This window comes from Microbacterium sp. UNCCL10, from assembly GCF_000746195.1.
GTDB classification, from domain to species: Bacteria; Actinomycetota; Actinomycetes; order Actinomycetales; family Microbacteriaceae; genus Microbacterium; species Microbacterium saccharophilum.
In genome coordinates, this window is sequence record NZ_JQKT01000010.1 from 65,703 (window position 1) to 82,907 (window position 17,205).

Annotated in this window: 14 protein-coding genes and 1 pseudogene; 5 read left to right on the forward strand and 10 right to left on the reverse strand. The window is 71.3% G+C overall.

The features are described 5' to 3' along the window. The first annotated feature begins 30 nt into the window (after positions 1–30). The 3 genes and pseudogenes from rfbB (at position 31) to BR85_RS12230 (ending at position 2,764) form a co-directional block, all read left to right on the forward strand. Positions 31–1,029 carry a dTDP-glucose 4,6-dehydratase gene (gene rfbB, locus BR85_RS12220; protein WP_028496784.1) on the forward strand — a complete coding sequence of 333 codons (999 nt, stop codon included), beginning with the start codon at positions 31–33 and terminating at the stop codon, positions 1,027–1,029. Positions 1,030–1,034: 5 nt separating this feature from the next. Then, positions 1,035–1,583, forward strand: a pseudogene (locus BR85_RS15465) (dTDP-4-dehydrorhamnose 3,5-epimerase family protein); the annotation flags it as partial. Between the two features lie 44 nt (positions 1,584–1,627). Next, the gene (locus BR85_RS12230) at positions 1,628–2,764 is read left to right on the forward strand and encodes an NAD-dependent epimerase/dehydratase family protein (RefSeq protein ID WP_028496786.1); all 1,137 of its coding nucleotides are present in this window, start codon (positions 1,628–1,630) and stop codon (positions 2,762–2,764) included. A gap of 16 nt (positions 2,765–2,780) precedes the next feature. Here BR85_RS12230 and BR85_RS14975 read toward each other — a convergent pair whose 3' ends face one another. The 7 genes from BR85_RS14975 to BR85_RS12265 all read right to left on the reverse strand — a co-directional run bounded on the left by BR85_RS14975 (position 2,781) and on the right by BR85_RS12265 (position 12,054). Beyond that, entirely contained in the window at positions 2,781–6,263 is a 3,483-nt protein-coding gene (locus tag BR85_RS14975) for a hypothetical protein (RefSeq protein WP_051526359.1), read from the reverse strand. Between the two features lie 80 nt (positions 6,264–6,343). Beyond that, a complete protein-coding gene (locus tag BR85_RS12240; protein WP_028496787.1) occupies positions 6,344–7,456 on the reverse strand; it encodes a glycosyltransferase in 1,113 nt (370 codons plus the stop codon). A 3-nt stretch (positions 7,457–7,459) separates the two neighbouring features. Further along, positions 7,460–8,923: an LCP family protein gene (locus BR85_RS12245; protein WP_028496788.1), complete on the reverse strand. Its 1,464-nt coding sequence runs from the start codon at positions 8,921–8,923 to the stop codon at positions 7,460–7,462. Next, complete coding sequence (gene purE / locus BR85_RS12250; protein ID WP_036272993.1) at positions 8,920–9,387, reverse strand: 5-(carboxyamino)imidazole ribonucleotide mutase; 468 nt, start codon at positions 9,385–9,387, stop codon at positions 8,920–8,922. Before purE ends, BR85_RS12245 begins: the two co-directional genes overlap by 4 nt. Before the next feature lie 99 nt (positions 9,388–9,486). Beyond that, the gene (locus tag BR85_RS12255) at positions 9,487–10,614 is read right to left on the reverse strand and encodes a 5-(carboxyamino)imidazole ribonucleotide synthase (RefSeq protein ID WP_028496790.1); all 1,128 of its coding nucleotides are present in this window, start codon (positions 10,612–10,614) and stop codon (positions 9,487–9,489) included. 58 nt (positions 10,615–10,672) lie between these two features. Continuing rightward, positions 10,673–11,227, reverse strand: a complete 555-nt coding sequence (locus BR85_RS12260; protein WP_028496791.1) for a PH domain-containing protein — start codon at positions 11,225–11,227, stop codon at positions 10,673–10,675. Positions 11,228–11,277: 50 nt separating this feature from the next. Continuing rightward, entirely contained in the window at positions 11,278–12,054 is a 777-nt protein-coding gene (locus tag BR85_RS12265) for a biotin--[acetyl-CoA-carboxylase] ligase (RefSeq protein ID WP_028496792.1), read from the reverse strand. A 122-nt stretch (positions 12,055–12,176) separates the two neighbouring features. Between BR85_RS12265 and BR85_RS12270 the strand changes: the two genes are divergently transcribed. Next, the gene (locus BR85_RS12270; RefSeq protein WP_028496793.1) at positions 12,177–13,766 is read left to right on the forward strand and encodes an acyl-CoA carboxylase subunit beta; all 1,590 of its coding nucleotides are present in this window, start codon (positions 12,177–12,179) and stop codon (positions 13,764–13,766) included. Then, entirely contained in the window at positions 13,763–14,014 is a 252-nt protein-coding gene (locus BR85_RS12275) for an acyl-CoA carboxylase subunit epsilon (RefSeq protein WP_028496794.1), read from the forward strand. Before BR85_RS12270 ends, BR85_RS12275 begins: the two co-directional genes overlap by 4 nt. A gap of 228 nt (positions 14,015–14,242) precedes the next feature. On the opposite strand, the gene BR85_RS12280 is transcribed toward BR85_RS12275, so the two are convergent. From BR85_RS12280 to BR85_RS12290, 3 genes are read right to left on the reverse strand one after another with little or no spacing between them, the layout of a single operon-like run. Further along, positions 14,243–15,331, reverse strand: coding sequence for a hypothetical protein (locus tag BR85_RS12280; protein ID WP_051526360.1), 1,089 nt, complete (start codon positions 15,329–15,331; stop codon positions 14,243–14,245). Next, on the reverse strand, positions 15,328–16,557 hold the full coding sequence (locus BR85_RS12285) for an ATP-binding protein (protein WP_028496795.1): 1,230 nt from the start codon (positions 16,555–16,557) through the stop codon (positions 15,328–15,330). The genes BR85_RS12280 and BR85_RS12285 overlap by 4 nt, the downstream gene beginning before the upstream one ends. Further along, positions 16,547–17,203: a response regulator transcription factor gene (locus tag BR85_RS12290; protein ID WP_028496796.1), complete on the reverse strand. Its 657-nt coding sequence runs from the start codon at positions 17,201–17,203 to the stop codon at positions 16,547–16,549. Before BR85_RS12290 ends, BR85_RS12285 begins: the two co-directional genes overlap by 11 nt. Positions 17,204–17,205: the final 2 nt, after the last annotated feature.

The window sequence follows — 17,205 nt, forward strand, 5'->3', positions numbered from 1 at the left end:
GCCCGGCGCCTCGACCGGTAAACTCGCCCCATGGATAAACTCCTCGTGACCGGCGGCGCCGGCTTCATCGGCTCCGATTTCGTTCATTACATCCTCGAGAACACCGACAAGTCGGTCACCGTGCTCGACAAGCTCACCTACGCCGGCTCCCTCGCCTCGCTGAAGGACCTGCCCGCCGACCGCTTCCGGTTCGTGCAGGGCGACATCTGCGACGCGGAACTCGTCACGGGCCTGTTCGCCGAGCACGACGCCGTCGTCCACTACGCGGCGGAGTCCCATAACGACAACTCCCTGAGCGGACCGGCCCCCTTCGTCCAGACGAACCTCGTCGGCACCTTCACGTTGCTCGAGGCCGCCCGCGCCACCGGTGTCCGCTTCCACCACATCTCGACAGACGAGGTCTACGGCGACCTCGAACTGGATGACCCGGAGCGCTTCACGGAGCACACACCGTACAACCCCTCCAGCCCCTACTCGTCGACGAAGGCCGGCTCCGACCTCCTCGTCCGCGCATGGGTGCGGTCGTTCGGCGTCGCCGCCACGATCAGCAACTGCTCCAACAACTACGGGCCGCGGCAGCACGTCGAGAAGTTCATCCCGCGCCAGATCACCAACCTCATCGACGGAGTGCGTCCGCGCCTGTACGGCGACGGCCGCAACGTCCGTGACTGGATCCATGCCGACGACCACTCCTCGGCGGTCCTGCGCATCCTGGAGCGCGGCCGCATCGGTGAGACGTACCTCATCGGCGCCGATGGCGAGAAGTCGAACCGCGACGTCGTGGAGATCATCCTGCAGGCGATGGGACGCCCCGCGGACGACTACGATCTCGTCACCGATCGTCCGGGGCACGACCTCCGCTACGCGATCGACTGGTCCAAGCTGCGCGACGAACTCGACTGGGAGCCGACGTATCGCGACTTCGGCGCCGGCATCGCGGCGACGGTCGCGTGGTACCAGGAGAACGAGGAGTGGTGGCGGCCGCAGAAGGCCGAGGCCGAGGCCAAGTACGCGACCGTGGGGCAGTGACGGACGTGGAGTACGGCAAGACGCTCGCCGCACACGACACCTCCATCCCCGGGCTGACCCTCTTCGACATCCCGGTGCACGGTGACAACCGCGGCTGGTTCAAGGAGAACTGGCAGCGCGAGAAGATGATGGCTCTGGGGCTGCCCGATCTGGGCCCCGTGCAGAACAACATCTCCTTCAACCGGAACGCCGGGACCACCCGCGGAATCCATGCGGAACCGTGGGACAAGTTCATCTCCGTCGCCACCGGCAGCGTCTTCGGCGCCTGGGTCGACCTGCGCGCCGGCGAGGGATTCGGGCGCCTCTTCACCGCGACGATCGACCCGTCGACGGCGATCTTCGTCCCGAAGGGCGTCGGCAACGCGTTCCAGACGCTCGAACCGGACACCGCCTACACCTACCTGGTCAACGACCACTGGACCCCCCAGGCGGAGTACACCTTCTTGAACCTCGCCGACGAGACCACCGCGGTCCCGTGGCCGATCGCGCTCGACCGGGCCGAGGTGTCGGAGAAGGATCGCAACCACCCGCGCCTCGACGCGGTGACCCCGATCGCCCTCTGACGCCTCTTCCCCACCCCACGCCACAGGAGTTCCGCATGCCCGAGAACGTGCTCATCACCGGCGGCGCCGGCTTCATCGGATCGTCGCTGACGCGGCGCCTCGTCGACGCCGGGCACCGGGTGACCATTCTGGACTCGCTCGTCGCCCAGGTGCACGGAGACGAGCCGAGTGAGACCTCCCCGCTCCTGAAATCCGTGTCGGGCATCGCCGACGTCCACGTCGGCACCGTGACGTCGACGGACGACCTCCGCGCCGCGCTGGTCGACGCGACCGTCGTCGTGCACCTGGCTGCCGAGACCGGCACCGGACAGTCGATGTACGAGATCGACCGGTACGTCGAGACGAACGTCGGAGGCACCGGGAAGCTCCTCGACCTGCTGGCGAACGAGCCGCACACCGTCCGGCGCATCGTCATCGCATCGTCGCGGTCGGTGTACGGCGAGGGCGCCTACCTGACCGCGGACGGCACCACCGTCTTCCCTCCGCACCGCTCCTCCGCGGCGATGGAGGCGGGCGACTTCGACGTCCACATGACGGAGGGTGACGCTCTCACGCTCATCCCGACTCCGGAGACGGCGCTCCTGCACCCGTCCTCCGTGTACGGGATCACGAAGCAGTCGCAGGAGGCGCTCATCATGACCGCGGCTCCCTCCATCGGAGTGGAATCCGTCGCGCTGCGCTACCAGAACGTGTACGGCCCCGGGCAGTCCCTCAAGAATCCGTACACCGGCATCCTGTCGATCTTCTCGACCCTCATCCGGCAGGGCAAGAGCATCAACATCTTCGAGGACGGGTTGGAGAGCCGCGACTTCGTCTACATCGACGACGTCGTGGAAGCGACCTTCCGCGCGTGCGTGGACCCGCGTGCCGCGGGGCACACGTTCAACGTCGGTTCCGGGGTGAAGACGACGGTGCGCGATGTCGTGGACGCGCTGTTCCGCGCCTTCGGGACCGAGGTTCCGGTGACGATCTCCGGCAACTTCCGGCTCGGGGACATCCGGCACAACGTCGCCGACACGTCGCGCATCCACGAGACCCTGGGCTTCACCGCAGCCGTGCCGTTCGACGCGGGGATCCGTCGATTCGCGGAGTGGGTGCTCACCCAGCCGCTGGAGACGGACGGGTACGAGCGTTCGCTGGCGGAGATGGCCGAGCGCAAGCTCCTCAAGTGAGCTGCGCCCGGCCGGCTCACCTCAGCGTTCCGGCCGGGACGATCCACACCTTCGCAGGGACGCCGTAGGTCGCGGAGATCCACGCCCGCGCGGCACTGTCGCCGGCGTTCATGAGCCCTCCCGACGCCAGGTACACGGGGTCTCCCGGCTGCTCGCGGACGAAGTGCGCCCGCAGTTCGGCGCCGGCCGAGGGGACCCCTTCCGAACCCCGGGCACCCAGCGCGGCGAAGGTGAGCGGCGCGTAGTCCGCCTTGTTCACCGACAGCCACCCCTCGGCGGTGAGGACGAACGCCCCCGCTCCCGTGTCGATCCGCGTCGGCAGGTCGCCCTCCGTCGCGATCAGGTCGATCGACGCCGGCGAGATCTTCCAGGCGGTCGCCGTCACGGTGCCGATCCGCGACGCCGCCGGAACCGTGAACGTGCGGCCCGCCCCGGTGATCACGCGCACGTCGCCCGCCTTGTCGTCGTACATGCCGACGCCGACGACCGGTGCGGCGAGAGACACCTGCGCGAGCACGTTCGCGGAGACGGACGTCGTCGCCGTCCCGATCCCGTACGGGGCGAGCACGCGGGGATCGGGAACCTCGCGCCTCGTGCCGCTCTGGATCAGCCACGCGTACCCGTCGGGTGAGCGGAGCAGGCCCGCGAGCGCGCCCCCGTCGCGTGTCGTCGCGAGCTGCGCCGTCATGACGACCCGGAGCGATGCGCAGTCCTTGCCGAAGTCGGCCGCGACCCCGCAGCCCGCCGTCCGGTAGCGCGTCCCGCCGTCCATGAGGAAGACCTCACCGCTCTCGCTCTTGATCAAGAGGTCGTAGGAGATCGTGACCCCGGAGAGCGCTCCTGCCACGACGACCCACACCTTCGGGGGGACGCCGTAGCGCGCCGAGATGGCAGCCCGCTCGGCGGCCCCGCTGACGATCTGGGCGAAGCCTCCGGAGACGAGGAACTCCTGGCCGCTGCCGGCATCGCGGACGTAGTGCGGACGCGGCTCGTTGCCGGCCAGTGGAATCCCGGCGTACGCGCCGGATCCCAGCGTGGTGAACACGGCATCACCGCCGTATGTCGCCGACGGCACCTCGAGCCATCCCTCCTGCGTCAGCACGAACGACCGCCCGTCGCTCTTCATGCGAGAGGCGAGGGGTGCCGTGATCGGCAGCATCTTGAAGCTCTGCGGAGTCAGCTTCCGCACCTTGCTCGCGATGACGCCGGTGGATTGCTCGGCAGTCAGGGAGTACTGCCCGCCCGCGGTCGCGAGGACACGCCCGGACCCACCGTCGGAGTAGACACCGGCGGCCAGAACCGGCAGCCCCACGGGCAGACGGGCTGCCGTCGCCGCCGACACCGCGCTCGTCGTCGACGGGATGCCGTAGATCGAGAGGATCGACGGGTCGAGCACCTGACGCATCTGCCCGCTCTGGGGGAGCCAGATCGTGCCGGCGGGGGTGCGGACCAGGTAGGACAGCGTGCCGGCGATGGCGTACTTCGCGAGCTCCGTCCCGGTGACCGTCCGCGCCGTGGCGCAGTCGCCGCCCCAATCCGCGACCTGGGTGCAGTCCCGCAGACGATAGGCCCGAGACCCGTCGAGCAGGTAGGCCGCGCCGTCCGCGGTACGCACGACGCCCTCGGCGGAGGCCGTGTCTCCGATGGCGCCGTCGAGCACGGGCCACACCCGCGAGCTCACGCCGTAGGTACCGGTGACCCATGCCTGGTCCGCTGCGGAGACGGCCTGGAGCGTCCCCCAGGACACGAGGTAGGTCTGATCGTCCGAACGCTCCCGGACGAAGTGCGGCCCGGCGACGCGACCGACGATCGGGAGGCCTGCCGCCGCCCCTGCGGGCAGGGTCGTGAACGGCAGGGTCGACGGGTAGTCCGCCGCGTTCACTTCGAGCCAGCCGTCGTCCACCATGATGTACGAGCGCTCCCCCGACGTGATGCGGGTCGGCATCGTCGATGCGGCCGGGAGCAGTGCGAACGACTCCGCCGTCAGTTCCCGCGCGCTGCGGGCGATCGCCGTCCCGCTCGCGGCATCCGGCACACCGTAGACACCGCCGTCCGTCTGCAGCCGGTAGGGCAGTGTCGCGTCCCGGTAGACCCCGACCGCGGTGACGGGTGCGGCCACCTTGTAATCGGCGAGCATGCCCGCCGAGACCCGTGAGGTCGTCGCGGGGATGCCGTACCGCGGCAGGAGGCTCAGGTCGACCACTTCGCGACGAGATCCGCTCTGCACGAGCCAGGTGGGTCCGTCTGCGGTGATCACGCGTGCGAGGTAGCCGGCATCCGGGTAGCGCGCGACCTGCGCGTCATCCGCGACCGGAAGCGCGTTGTAGTCCCATCCGAGGTCGCCGAGCTGACCGATGTCGTGCACGCGCAGGCGCTGCCCGCTGTCCAGGACGTAGACGATGCCGCTGCGTGTCTTGACGCCGCGCTTCGCGTCGCCCTTGTCGGTGTACGAAGCGAGCTCGGACGCGTCGGCCTGCCGGGGAGACGCGATCCAGGTGTACTGCGCGGCGAGCTCCGCGGTCGCCAGTCGCCACTTCGAGCCGCCGCTGACGATGTAGCGATCCGACGTCCCCGCCACCTGCAGGATCTGCAGCGCCTCGCCCTGCGTCGAGCCGAACCAGTCGGTGTAGTAGTTGTAGAAGTTCCGGTTGCCGTAGGACGAGCAGGCATTGCCGAGTCCGTATCCGGCCGCGAGCGCGGCGGCGTTGGGCTGATAGGGCGTGTAGGAGTAGAGCGCCGCCGTCGCGTAGTTCTGGATGTTGAGGTACGTGCCTCCGCAGGACTCGCTGGGGTTGTATCCGATGTAGTTGACGCCGGGCTGCTTGGCGAACCTCGCCGCCTTATACGTCTTGAGCTGCTGCGTGCCCTTGATGATCTGCGGGCCGAGTCCGGCGAAGGCCGGGTCGCACGGGGCGGTGTCGGGGCAGGAGGCCCCCATGGCCGCGGAGAGGGCGCGGTCGGACGGGGCCTTGCTCGTCGTGAGCCCCTGCTCCTTCTGCAGCGTCACGAGGATGACCTTCGCCGAGATGCCGCACGCGACCTGGGCGCGGTAGATCACCTCGGACACCTTCATCGTGCCGCCCTGGATCGCGGCACAGATGAGGTTGCCGGTCGACTGCGACGACACCGCGGCGCGTGAGGAGATTCCCACCGACAGGACGTTCAGGCATTTGCCGTTGCTGCAGGTGCCGATCTTCGCATCCAGGAAGGCCTGGATCTCGGCGGCGCTCATGGCGGCACCGTCGTAGAACAGCGTGTCGGAGATGATGTTCTCCGCATTGAAGCCGACCACCGGCCCGGCGGCGGCCTTCACGATGCCGGAACCCACCATCTCCGCCGCCGCGTCGACGGCAGGGGCGGAGCCGACGCCGCCCGCGGCGTTCGCGGGGCTCGCGACGAGGAGCGACCCCAGCAGGGCGACCATCGCGATCACCGCCCCCGCAAGGCGGGACGCCGGCCAGGCGCGACCGGACGAACGGGCGATGACGGGGGGGATCATGGGACCATTGTTACTGAAGTAAAGCGCTGATACCACCGTGGAGCGCGCGACACGCCATAGACACGCCGCTCTCGGCAGCCTCAGAGATCGGCATGCAGCTGCCAGACGCGCTCCGCCGCACCGGTCCAGGAGAAGGCGCGCCCACGGTCGCCGGAGAGGATCGCGAGGCGCTCCACGGCATCGGTGGACGCGAGCGCGGCCGCCAGCGACGCGCTGAGCCCGCCTGCGGCGGCGAGCAGCCCGCCGTCGAGCACGATCTCGCGGTGCACTGCGCTGTCGGCGGCGACGAGGGGCACGCCGAGCGCGAGGGCCTCCATGACGCGCCACGGGAAAGCACTGTCGGTTCGCGGTGCGAGCAGGGCGACGGCGCCGGCGAGCACGGCGGCGCGATCGGCCGTCTCGAGCGGCCCGAGCACCACGACGCGGCCCGGCTGCAGACCTGCCGCCGCGGCCAGGTCTGCGACGGCCGGCTCGTCGCCGACGGGGACATCCAGCACGACCACGGGCAGATCGGAGCCCGCCTCCGCGATGGCCGAGAACGCGGTGTCGAGGCGCGCGGACGGGGCCGCCCCGCCTGCGACGACGAGGCTGCCGCCGGGCAGGCCGAGGGATCGACGTCGCCCCACGTCGTCGATCGGGGCGGAGAAGCCGACCGGGGCGGCGCCGGGGATCACCCGGATGCGGTCGCCCAGTCGGGCGATCTCCGCGAGGCGCTCGCCGAGCGCATGCGTCGGAACGACGACGGCATCCGCGTGCTTCACGGCTCGCCGGAGCATGCCCCGGTGCCACGCGACCGTCATCTTCGGCAGTTCGTGGGGCTGCTCCCACGCCGCGAGGTCCCACAGGGTGAGCACCGTCTGGTCGTGGTCGTGCACGCGGTCGTGCTTCACGAGGGGCGCCATGCTCGTGGGCGAATGGACCATGCCGCCGGGAGCACCCGAGGAGACGCCGAGCTGCCAGGCGGCGGCGAGCTCTCGGCGGGGCAGGGCGGTGCGGATGATGTCGGCGACGCCGGGCACCTCGCGCTCCAGGACGGCGGCGACATCTGTCCCGGCCGGTACGACGGCGACGACCTCGCAGCCGGCGGGCGCGGTGCGCACGAGCTCACGGGCGATCTCGCGAGACGCGGTCGCGAGATCCGGCTCGGTCGGCGCGGTGACCTGATCGAGCACGACATGCAGCGTCGCTGTCACGCGTCAGCCCTCCGGGGACGGAGTCGGGGTGGGCGGGTTCAGCGTGGTCTGGATCAGGTCGCGGATGTGCGCCCAGTCCTCGGCGGACGGCGCCTCCGGATCGATCCCCGCGCCTTCCGGGGTGAGCTCGATGGTCGTGACCGGCTGCTCCTTCGCCTTGACCGCCAGGCTCGTGAGGAACGGCAGCAGCGACTCCGGGATGTCGGTCTGGACGAGGTCCTCCCCCGCGGCGGCGACCTCCTGGAAGCGCAACAGCACATTCGCCGGTGTCGCCTGGGCGAGGATCGCCTGCTGCAGTTCGCGTTGGCGGCGCATGCGGTCCCAGTCGCTCGTGGTGTAGCGGGAGCGGGCGTACCACTGCGCGGTGTCGCCGTCCATGTGCTGCGCACCGGCTTCGATCCACCCGGTCGCCCAGTCCTCGGCAGGCTGCCCGTCGTAGCGGGGCCCGCCGCCTTCCGGCAGGCGCTCGGTGACGGTGATGTCGACGCCGCCGAGCGCGTCCACGATGTCGGCGAAACCCTTCATGTCGACGAAGACGTAGTACGGGATCTCGATGCCGAGTACCCCCGCGGCGATGTCCTTCGTCGCCTCGATGGCCGGTGACGAGCCCTGGTCGGCGGCATCCGGATAGATGCTCTCCCCCCGGTCGCTCTGACACACCTCGACGGCGTTGGTCAGCTGGTTGACCCCGGCCGACCAGCCGCAGGTCTGCGACATGTGCCCCTGGAACCCGTCCGGGTAGAGCTCCAGCATCGGCCCCTCCGCGAACGGTGCGTTCTGCAGATCGCGTGGAATGCCGGTGATCGTCACCCCGCCGGTGTCGGCGTTGATGGAGACGACCGAGATGCTGTCGAACCGCATCGAGTCGCGGCCGAGGCCGCTGTCGGCGCCGAGGAGGAGGATGTTGTAGTAGCCGTCCGACGGGGGAACGGACGGTCCGCTGTTGCCGAAGATCGTCGCCAGCGCCTCACGCGCCGGCCCGATGAGGGTCTGCGCCGCGGAGACCGCGCCGCCGCTGGAGATCAGCAGGCCGACGATGGCGACGACGGCGGCACCGGCCCGCGACCATCCGGCGACCTTCACGAAGCGCACGAGCCGGAGCGTGTCGATCGTCAGGACGAGCCAGAGCGCGGCGTAGGCCAGCAGCACGACCTGGACCAGGAGGAGCGCCGCGCCGTTGGCGAGCGAGTAGAAGAGGGACGGCCAGAGGAGGGCCGTCAGGAGGCCGAGGACCGCGACCACCCACAGCGCGAGAGTCGCGACGATGCCGACCCGGCCGAGGCGCCGGTTGCCGGCCACGATCTGCGCCGACCCCGGGATGAGGAAGTTGAGCGCCACGAGCCACCAGGCGCGGCGCGTCATGACGGCCGGCGAGCCGGCATCCGGATGCCGCAGCGGTCGCTCCTGCAGCACACCGGCCGACGCCGCCGGCGCCGGTGCGGAGCGCGGCGGACTGAGCAGGGTCACAGAGCGTCCTTCAGCCGGCGGTTCTTCTCCTCCACCTGCTCCTCGAGGGAGCGGGCGTACTGCTCGAGGCGGTCGCCGAGGCGGCGGTCGTCCGCCCCGAGGATGCGCGCGGCGAGGATGCCCGCGTTCTTCGCCCCGTTGATCGACACGGTGGCCACCGGGATGCCGGCCGGCATCTGGACGATGCTGAGCAGGGAGTCGAGCCCTTCGAGCGTCGCGAGCTGGACGGGCACGCCGATGACGGGCAGGGGTGTGAGCGATGCCAGCATCCCGGGCAGGTGCGCGGCACCGCCGGCCCCGGCGATGATGACCTTCAAGCCGCGGCCGCGGGCTTCCCGCCCGTAGCTCAGGAGCTTGTCCGGGGTGCGGTGGGCCGAGACGACCTCCACCTCGTGCGGGATCGCGAAGTCCGACAGCATCTGCGACGCGTCGCTCATGACCCGCCAGTCGGAGTCGGATCCCATGACGACGCCCACGAGCGGGGTTCCTGACGAGTGCAGCGGCCGGTTCACTCGACCAGGGTAGGCGTCCCGGCTGGAAGATCCCCGCAACGGCGCGGCTGTTCAGTCCGAGAAGAACACCGCCGCGGCGCGCGCCTCGTACGCGACGGCGTCCAGCTCGTCGCCCACCGCGGTCACATGACCGACCTTCCGGCCGGGCCGCGGGTCCTTCCCGTAGGTGTGCACCTTCACGGCCGGATGCGCTTCGAGCGCGGCGGGCAGCCGGCTGTCGAGACCGTCGCTGACGGGGCCGCCGAGGATGTTGACCATGACCGACCAGGCCCGGCGGGGCGACGGGTCGCCGAGCGGCAGATCGAGGACGGCGCGCAGGTGCTGCTCGAACTGGCCGGTGACGGCGCCGTCCTGGCTCCAGTGCCCGCTGTTGTGCGGACGCATCGCGAGCTCGTTGATGAGCAGCCGGTCGTCGCTGGTCTCGAAGAGCTCGACCGCGAGCATGCCGGCGACGTCGAGTCCTTCGGCGATCCGCGCGCCGATCGAGGCGGCCACGTCGCTGAGCCGCGCCGAGGCGTGCGGCGCGGGCGCGAGGACCTCGGCGCACACGCCGTCCCGCTGCACCGTCTCCACGACGGGGTAGGCGACGAGCTGACCGGAGGGGCGCCGGGCGACCTGCTGCGCGAGCTCGCGCGTGAAGTCGACGAGCTCCTCCACGAGCAGCTCGCCGCCGTCCGCGAGCGCCGCGAGCCAGTCCGCGACCTCGTCCGGCGCCGAAACGACACGCACGCCCTTGCCGTCGTATCCGCCGCGCGGCGTCTTCACGACGGCGCGCCCGCCGTGCGCGTCGAGGAAGTCCTGCAGCCCGGCGGCGTCGGAGAAGGCGGCCCAGTCCGGCTGCGGCAGGCCGAGTTCGGCGAGGCGCGCGCGCATGCGGAGCTTGTCCTGCGCGAACCACAGGGCGTGCGGGCCCGGGTGCACCGCGACACCGGCGTCGACGAGGGCCGTGAGCACGTCCTGCGGGACGTGCTCGTGGTCGAAGGTCACGACGTCGACCTCGCGCGCGAAGGCGAGCACCGTGTCGGCGTCGCGGTAGTCGCCGACGGCCGTGGCGGCCAGCTGCGCGGCCATGCCGGGCTCCTCGGCGAGGACGCGCACGTCGATGCCGAGCTCGACGGCCGGCGCGATCATCATCCGCGCCAGCTGCCCGCCGCCGATGATTCCGACCCGAAGTGCCATGCCTGCTCCTTAGCTCTCCCCCATCTTCGCGCATCGCGGCGCGGGGATGCGGCGGGTCTCAGGCGTCGGGCGCGACCACGGGGATGCTGTGCGAGTCGCGGTGGGCGAGGATCTGGCTGACCTCGACCTGGTCGGCGAGCACCTCGTGCACGAGACGCACGGACGGGATGTTCGCGAGCCGCAGCGGGGCGTCGACGCCGTTGGAGAGCGTCAGGGTGCCCGCGCCCCAGATGCGCTGGATGGGACCGCGCCGTTCGGCGATCGTGTACCCGCGGGCGTGGCTGAGCTCCGTGCGGCGACGCCCGATCAGCCCGGACTGCGCGATCACGCGGCGCGTCGTCACGGTGTAGGTGCGGGAGAGCCAGGACAGATACGGCAGCACGACGAGGAGAAGGATGACGAGCCCGGCCGCCGCCCACAGCATCCAGTCCTCGAACGGGGCGGGGAGGTTGCCCAGGAAGTAGCCGACGGCCCCGGCGACGGCGAGGAGGATCAGCACGGGCCACAGCAGCGACCGCCCGTGCGCACGCACGCGGGCGAGGCGCAGTTCCGGGCTCGACGCGGCCGGCACCGGCGTGAGCGGGCGCCCGGGATACGCGGTCGGCTGGGTCACATCCCCATTGTGCGGCGCGCTCCCGACGCTCGGCGGGCGGCGCGCCCGGATCAGCGCACGTGGACGACGTCGCCGGCCGCGACGGCGGTCTCGCCGGCCTCGGTCCGCACGAGCAGCCGCCCCTCGGCGTCCAGTCCGGTAGCCGTGCCGGTGAGGGTCGTCCCGTCCGGCAGCGACACGCGGACGTCCGCGCCGACGGTGGCGCAGAGGGCCTCGATGTCATCGTGCACGGCGCCGGTCCCCGTCACGGCGAGCGCGGCGATCCGGTCGCGGAGTCCCGTCAGGTAGTCGGCGAGGAGCCGGTCCTCGTCCGCCTCACGGCCGAGCGCGAGGAACGACGTCGCCGTCGTGATGGGCAGGTCGGCATCGGGCATGGCGGTGTTGACCCCCGCGCCGACGACGACGGCGAACGGGTCCGACGGGAGGACTTCGGCGAGGATGCCGCAGATCTTGCGCCCGTCCACGAGCACGTCGTTGGGCCATTTCAGCGCGACGTCGTGGCCGTTCAGCTGTGCGGCGACGGCCTTCGTCATGGCGGCCCCCGCGATGAGGGGGATCCAGCCGCGCATCGCGGCGGGCACCGCCCCCACCCGCAGGAGCACCGAGATCGCCAGCGCCGTCCCCGGCGGGGTCGTCCACGTGCGATCCAGCCGTCCGCGTCCGGCGCGCTGGTCGCGAGTCACGACGAGGGACAGGTGCGGATGGCCGTCGGGGTCCGCCGCGGCGTCGGCGAGGAGCTTCGCGTTGGTGGAGTCGACCGTCTCGACGACGTGCACGCGCGGGCTGACGGCGGCGGCGAGCGGATAGCCATGCGGAGAGAGCGCCATGCCGCCACCCTACGCGCGGCACCCCGCCACGCCCCAGGCCTGCCGGAATCCACAGCGGATCCGCCCCCTCGTTGTCGCCTCACTCCAACCGAGCGCCGAACCCGCTCGCTAGTGTGGAACGCGTGACCGATCAGCCCGACCTCTCCACGACCGCCGGCAAGATCGCCGACCTCCGCGCGCGCTATCAGGAGGCGGTCGTCGACGCCGAAGCCGTCGCGATCCAGAAGCAGCACGCGAAGGGCAAGCTCACCGCCCGGGAGCGCATCGAGCTGCTGGTCGACCCGGGCTCCTTCGTCGAGCTCGACGAATACGTCCGGCACCGCACGACGGCGTTCGGCATGGACCGCTCCCGCCCGTACGGCGATTCCGTCGTGACGGGGACCGGCACGATCCACGGTCGCACGGTCGCCGTGTACGCACAGGACTTCACGACGTTCGGCGGCTCCCTCGGCGAGGTCGCCGGCGAGAAGATCATCAAGGTCATGGAGTTCGCGCTCCGCGGCGGCATGCCGATCGTCGGCATCCTCGACTCCGGCGGGGCCCGCATCCAGGAGGGCGTCGTCGCCCTCGGCAAGTACGGCGAGATCTTCCGCCTGAACACGGCGGCCTCCGGCGTCATCCCGCAGATCTCGATCATCATGGGCCCCGCTGCCGGCGGCGCCGTGTACTCCCCCGCGCTCACCGACTTCGTCGTCATGGTCGACAAGACGAGCCAGATGTTCGTCACCGGCCCGGACGTCATCAAGACGGTCACCGGCGAGGACGTCGGCATGGAGGAGCTCGGCGGCGCGTACACGCACAACACCCGCTCCGGTGTGGCCCACTACCTCGCCGAGGACGAGGACGACGCGATCGACTACGTCCGCACGATGCTCGGCTTCCTCCCGGACAACAACATGTCCGAGCAGCCCGCGTACGAGCACGAGTTCGAGTGGGAGACGACGGACTCCGACCGGGTGCTCAACACGATCATCCCCGACTCCGCCAACCAGCCCTACGACATCCACCAGGTCATCGGGCACATCGTGGACGCGGGCGACTTCCTCGAGGTCCAGCCGCTGTTCGCGCCGAACATCGTCATCGGCTTCGGCCGCATCGAGGGCCGCACGGTCGGGATCATCGCGAACCAGCCGTCGCAGATGGCGGGGACCCTGAACATCGAAGCCGGCGAGAAGGCCAGCCGGTTCGTCCGGTTCTGCGACGCGTTCTCGGTGCCGATCCTCACCCTCGTGGACGTGCCGGGCTACCTGCCGGGCACCGACCAGGAGTGGACCGGCGTCATCCGCCGCGGAGCGAAGCTGCTGTACGCCTACGCGGAGGCCACCGTGCCGCTCGTGACCGTCATCCTGCGCAAGGCCTACGGCGGCGCCTACATCGTGATGGGCTCCAAGCAGCTCGGCGCCGACATCAACCTCGCCTGGCCGACCGCCGAGATCGCCGTCATGGGCGGTCAGGGCGCCGTGAACATCCTCTACCGGGGCGAGATCAAGAAGGCGGAGGAGGCCGGCGAGGACGTCGCCGCCGTCCGCACCCGCCTCGCCAACGAGTACACCTACAACGTCGCCTCCCCCTTCCTCGCCGCCGAGCGCGGGGAGCTGGACGGGATCATCGAACCGGCCCAGACCCGCGTCGCCGTCGCGAAGGCGCTGCGGGCGCTGCGCGGCAAGCGCGCGAGCCTGCCGGCGAAGAAGCACGGGAACATCCCGCTGTGAGCGACGTGGATGCCGGCGGCGCGGCGGAGGCGGAACCTCGCCTCCTGCCGATCGAGGTGCGCCGCGGCGATCCCACGCCGGAGGAGCTCGCGGCGGTCCTGGCCGTCGTGACGGAGACGTACGAGCGGGAGGCGGCGGCGACCGTCATCGAGGAGGACGAGGTCGCCGTGTCGGCATGGTCGATCTCCGCGCGGGCGCTGCGTGAGCCGCTGCGCCGCGATGTCGGCTGGGGTCGTTTCCGGGGCTGACGGGAAACCTCGCCGAAATGTCCCCCGAAATACCTACAGACGGGACCTGGGCCCCTCCCGCAGAATAGAACCGCTGGAACGCTTCTGCGTTCGGCTGGACCGCCTCAGTGGTCCGGCCCGCGAGTCGGTTTTCGGGTAACCGCTCGCATGGCGAGGGGCGGGCGGCTTCGCCGCCCCTCGCCTCTCCTCTTCCTCGGTCTTCGAACCGGCGCGATCGAGGCGGGCCTGTCAGGCGTCGGCGCCGTCCCGCACGGGGCTCGTCCCGTCGGAGGTCGGCCGCGAGATCTCGTGCCACAGGTCGACGTGCTCCTCGCCGTCCGGATCGTCGTCCAGACGCGAGCGGCCCACCACCGTCACCGCGGTCTTCTCGTGCGGGGACGTGCGGATGTAGAGCCGGTCCGAGTGCGCGTCGTCCAGTGCCTGCGCGAGCTCGCCGCGGATCGCCGTGAGGGCATCGTCGTCGAGCCCTTCCAGGCCGCCCTCGTCGAGCACGGTGACACTCGCGCCGCGGCGGCGAGCGGCTTCGAGCCGGGCGCGGACGCGGTCATCCAGCAGCCGGGGACCGCGCATGTCGTCGCGCAGGCGTCCCTCGGCCAGGCGGGCCTCCATGCGCTCCTCGTCGTCGAGCACGCCGCCGGTCTCCACCGTGCGGGCGAGCACCGGGCCGGCGACGGACAGCGCCCGCTGCACCTGTTCGCGGCGCTCCCGGCGGCGCCCCTCCTGCGAGGCGAGCCACTCCGACGACGCCCGTTGCAGCTCGGTGAGATCCGCCGTGTCGCGCGCGGCGCTGTCGAGCAGCCGCGTGATCAGCTGCGCGAGGCCCACCCACGTGACGGCGCCGACGACGCCGAGCGCGAGGGCGTTGACGATCCCGATCCAGAGCGTGGCCTCCACCGCCAGGAGGGCCACCCCGATCCATGCGACCCACGGCCGGCGGCGCACCATGACGATCGCCATGAGCGCGCCGATGCCGCCGAGACTCCAGGTGGCGAAGGATTCCAGGCGGGCGGCCTCTCCCGCGGCGTACCAGGTCGCCGACGGGACGATGGCGACGTTCGCCAGCGCGAGGACGCCGGCCCACGCGGGAAGCACGGCGCGTCCGCCGAGGCCCGCGGTGATGGCCGGGTCCGACGGGGCATCGGCGGGCCGGACGTTCCAGAAGATGCAGAGCCAGGTCGTCGCGAGGAAGAGGACGACGGATGCCGCCAGCATGAGCGGCAACTCGACTGCGGTCGTCCACAGCAGGCCGCCCACGGCGAGGTACGCCGTGAACGCGGCGCCGAGCGCCGAGAGGACGACACGGACGGAGAAGGTCATCGCGGGTGCTCCCAGGTGAGCGTGACGACGGTGCCCGCCTCGCTGCTGTCGACGGTGGCGCGGCCGGCCGCCGCGGCGACGCGGGCGATGATGGAGGCGCGGATGCCGAGGCGGTCATCCGGGATGGCGGCCGGGTCGAACCCCGGTCCCGTGTCGCCGACCCGGATGCGGACACCGACGCGGTCCGCGGCCACGGCCACGGTGAGCCCCGCGCCGTGGGCGTGCTGGATGGCATTGGCGATGGCCTGCGCGGCAGCGAGGATGAGGGCGCGTGCCACGCGTCCGGGGATCGCCGGGGCGGATGGATCGAGGTCCCGCGCTACCGTCAGCGGATGTCCGTGGTCCCGGGCGGCGGCCTCCAGCTGGGCGGCGATCATCGCCCCGTCCACGGGCTCGTCGGGGCCTTCGCCGGCGCTCTGGTCGGCGTTCGCGAGGCGCGTGAGAGCCTCGCGGGCCATGGACACGGCGAGGGTGCGCTCGCGGTCCGTGGTCGCCCGTTCGGCGGCGATCAGCGCCGCCAGGACGCTGTCGTGCATGAGTGCGGCGACGGCGACGCGCTCCTTCTCGGCGGCGTCGGCGGCGGCCGCTGCCGCGTAGGAGGCGACCGCGCTCCCCCGCGTCTCATCGATCCCGGCGGCGACGGAGCGCAGCATCCACCCGAGGGTGATGACGACGCCGGCGAGGATCAGCGCGTAGACGACGTCGAGCACGACGACGACGACGCTGCCCTGGGCGGTGCCGACCTGCGCGATCCGCACGACGCCGAAGAGCACCGGCACGAGCACCGCCCACACGACCTGGAGCGGGATCCGGAAGGCGACCACGGCCGCCGACGTCGCCACGTTCAGCAGATACCAGATCCACGGCTCGGCGGGGTCGGCGGGCCGCCCCGCCGTCGCGATCGGCCAGGTCAGCATGGCGAGCGGGAACACGACGGCGAAGGTGCCGGCGAGGCTGCGCACCGCGAAGCCGGTGAAGCACGCGATGACCATGAGCGCGAGCGGCACGAAGATCGCGATGACGAGGCCCGTGCGCCACGCCGGATCCTCCTGCGGCGGGGCGAGGGCGTTCAGGAACCCCTGGGTTCCGAGGAGGGTCGATCCGAACCCGATCGCGACGACGATGATGCGCTCGACGCGTGCCTGCGTGAACTTCTCGACGCCGACCGAGATGTCGCCGAGCGGCCGCCGGGTGGCCGGGTCGATCGCGATGCGGTCAGCCGTCACCGGAGCCCTCGGCAACCAGTCCGTCTTCCATGGCACGGCGGAGCAGGTCCACCTTCGTCGGCGCGGGGCGTCCCACCTCGACGTACTTCACCCGCACCCGCGTGATGTTCTCCTTCGCGGTCGAGTAGGCGATCCCGAGGCGCTCGGCGACGACCTTGAGCGGGAGGCCCGCCGCGTACAGGCGCAGCACGTCACGCTCGCGCGCGGACAGCTGCGCGTCGGCGAACGCGCGGTCGCCCTCGACGGCGCTCGCCCACTCGACGTTGTCGAGCGGCTCGCCGCGCGCGACCGTGCGAATGGCGTCGATGACGTCGTCGATGCGGGACGACTTGCTGATGATGCCCGCCGCGCCGGCCGCGAGGGCCTCGCGCACGGCGGCCGGCCGGTCGGCGACGCTGTGGATGATCACCGACGAGCCGTCTCCCACGAGGCGGGAGACGTTCTCGGTGACGGTCGTGCCGTCACCGAGAGTGAGGTCGAGCACCACCACATCGGCCGGTGCGGACGCCGAGAAGGTGCGCCAGTCGAGGTACTGCCGCACGCTGCTGCCGGAGAAGACGACTTCCTTCGTGCCCGCGCGCGCACACGCGGCCTCGAGTCCGAGGCGCACGGACTCGTGGTCGTCGATCAGTGCGACTCTCGTCATGG

Bases quoted from the DNA above. Each gene is read 5' to 3' on its own strand.
- rfbB (WP_028496784.1), top strand. From the start codon at position 31: ATGGATAAACTCCTCGTGACCGGCGGCGCCGGCTTCATCGGCTCCGAT.
- BR85_RS12230 (WP_028496786.1), top strand. From the start codon at position 1,628: ATGCCCGAGAACGTGCTCATCACCGGCGGCGCCGGCTTCATCGGATCG.
- BR85_RS14975 (WP_051526359.1), bottom strand. From the start codon at position 6,263: ATGATCCCCCCCGTCATCGCCCGTTCGTCCGGTCGCGCCTGGCCGGCG.
- purE (WP_036272993.1), bottom strand. From the start codon at position 9,387: ATGGGATCCGACTCCGACTGGCGGGTCATGAGCGACGCGTCGCAGATG.
- BR85_RS12255 (WP_028496790.1), bottom strand. From the start codon at position 10,614: ATGGCACTTCGGGTCGGAATCATCGGCGGCGGGCAGCTGGCGCGGATG.
- BR85_RS12265 (WP_028496792.1), bottom strand. From the start codon at position 12,054: ATGGCGCTCTCTCCGCATGGCTATCCGCTCGCCGCCGCCGTCAGCCCG.
- BR85_RS12280 (WP_051526360.1), bottom strand. From the start codon at position 15,331: ATGACCTTCTCCGTCCGTGTCGTCCTCTCGGCGCTCGGCGCCGCGTTC.
- BR85_RS12290 (WP_028496796.1), bottom strand. From the start codon at position 17,203: ATGACGAGAGTCGCACTGATCGACGACCACGAGTCCGTGCGCCTCGGA.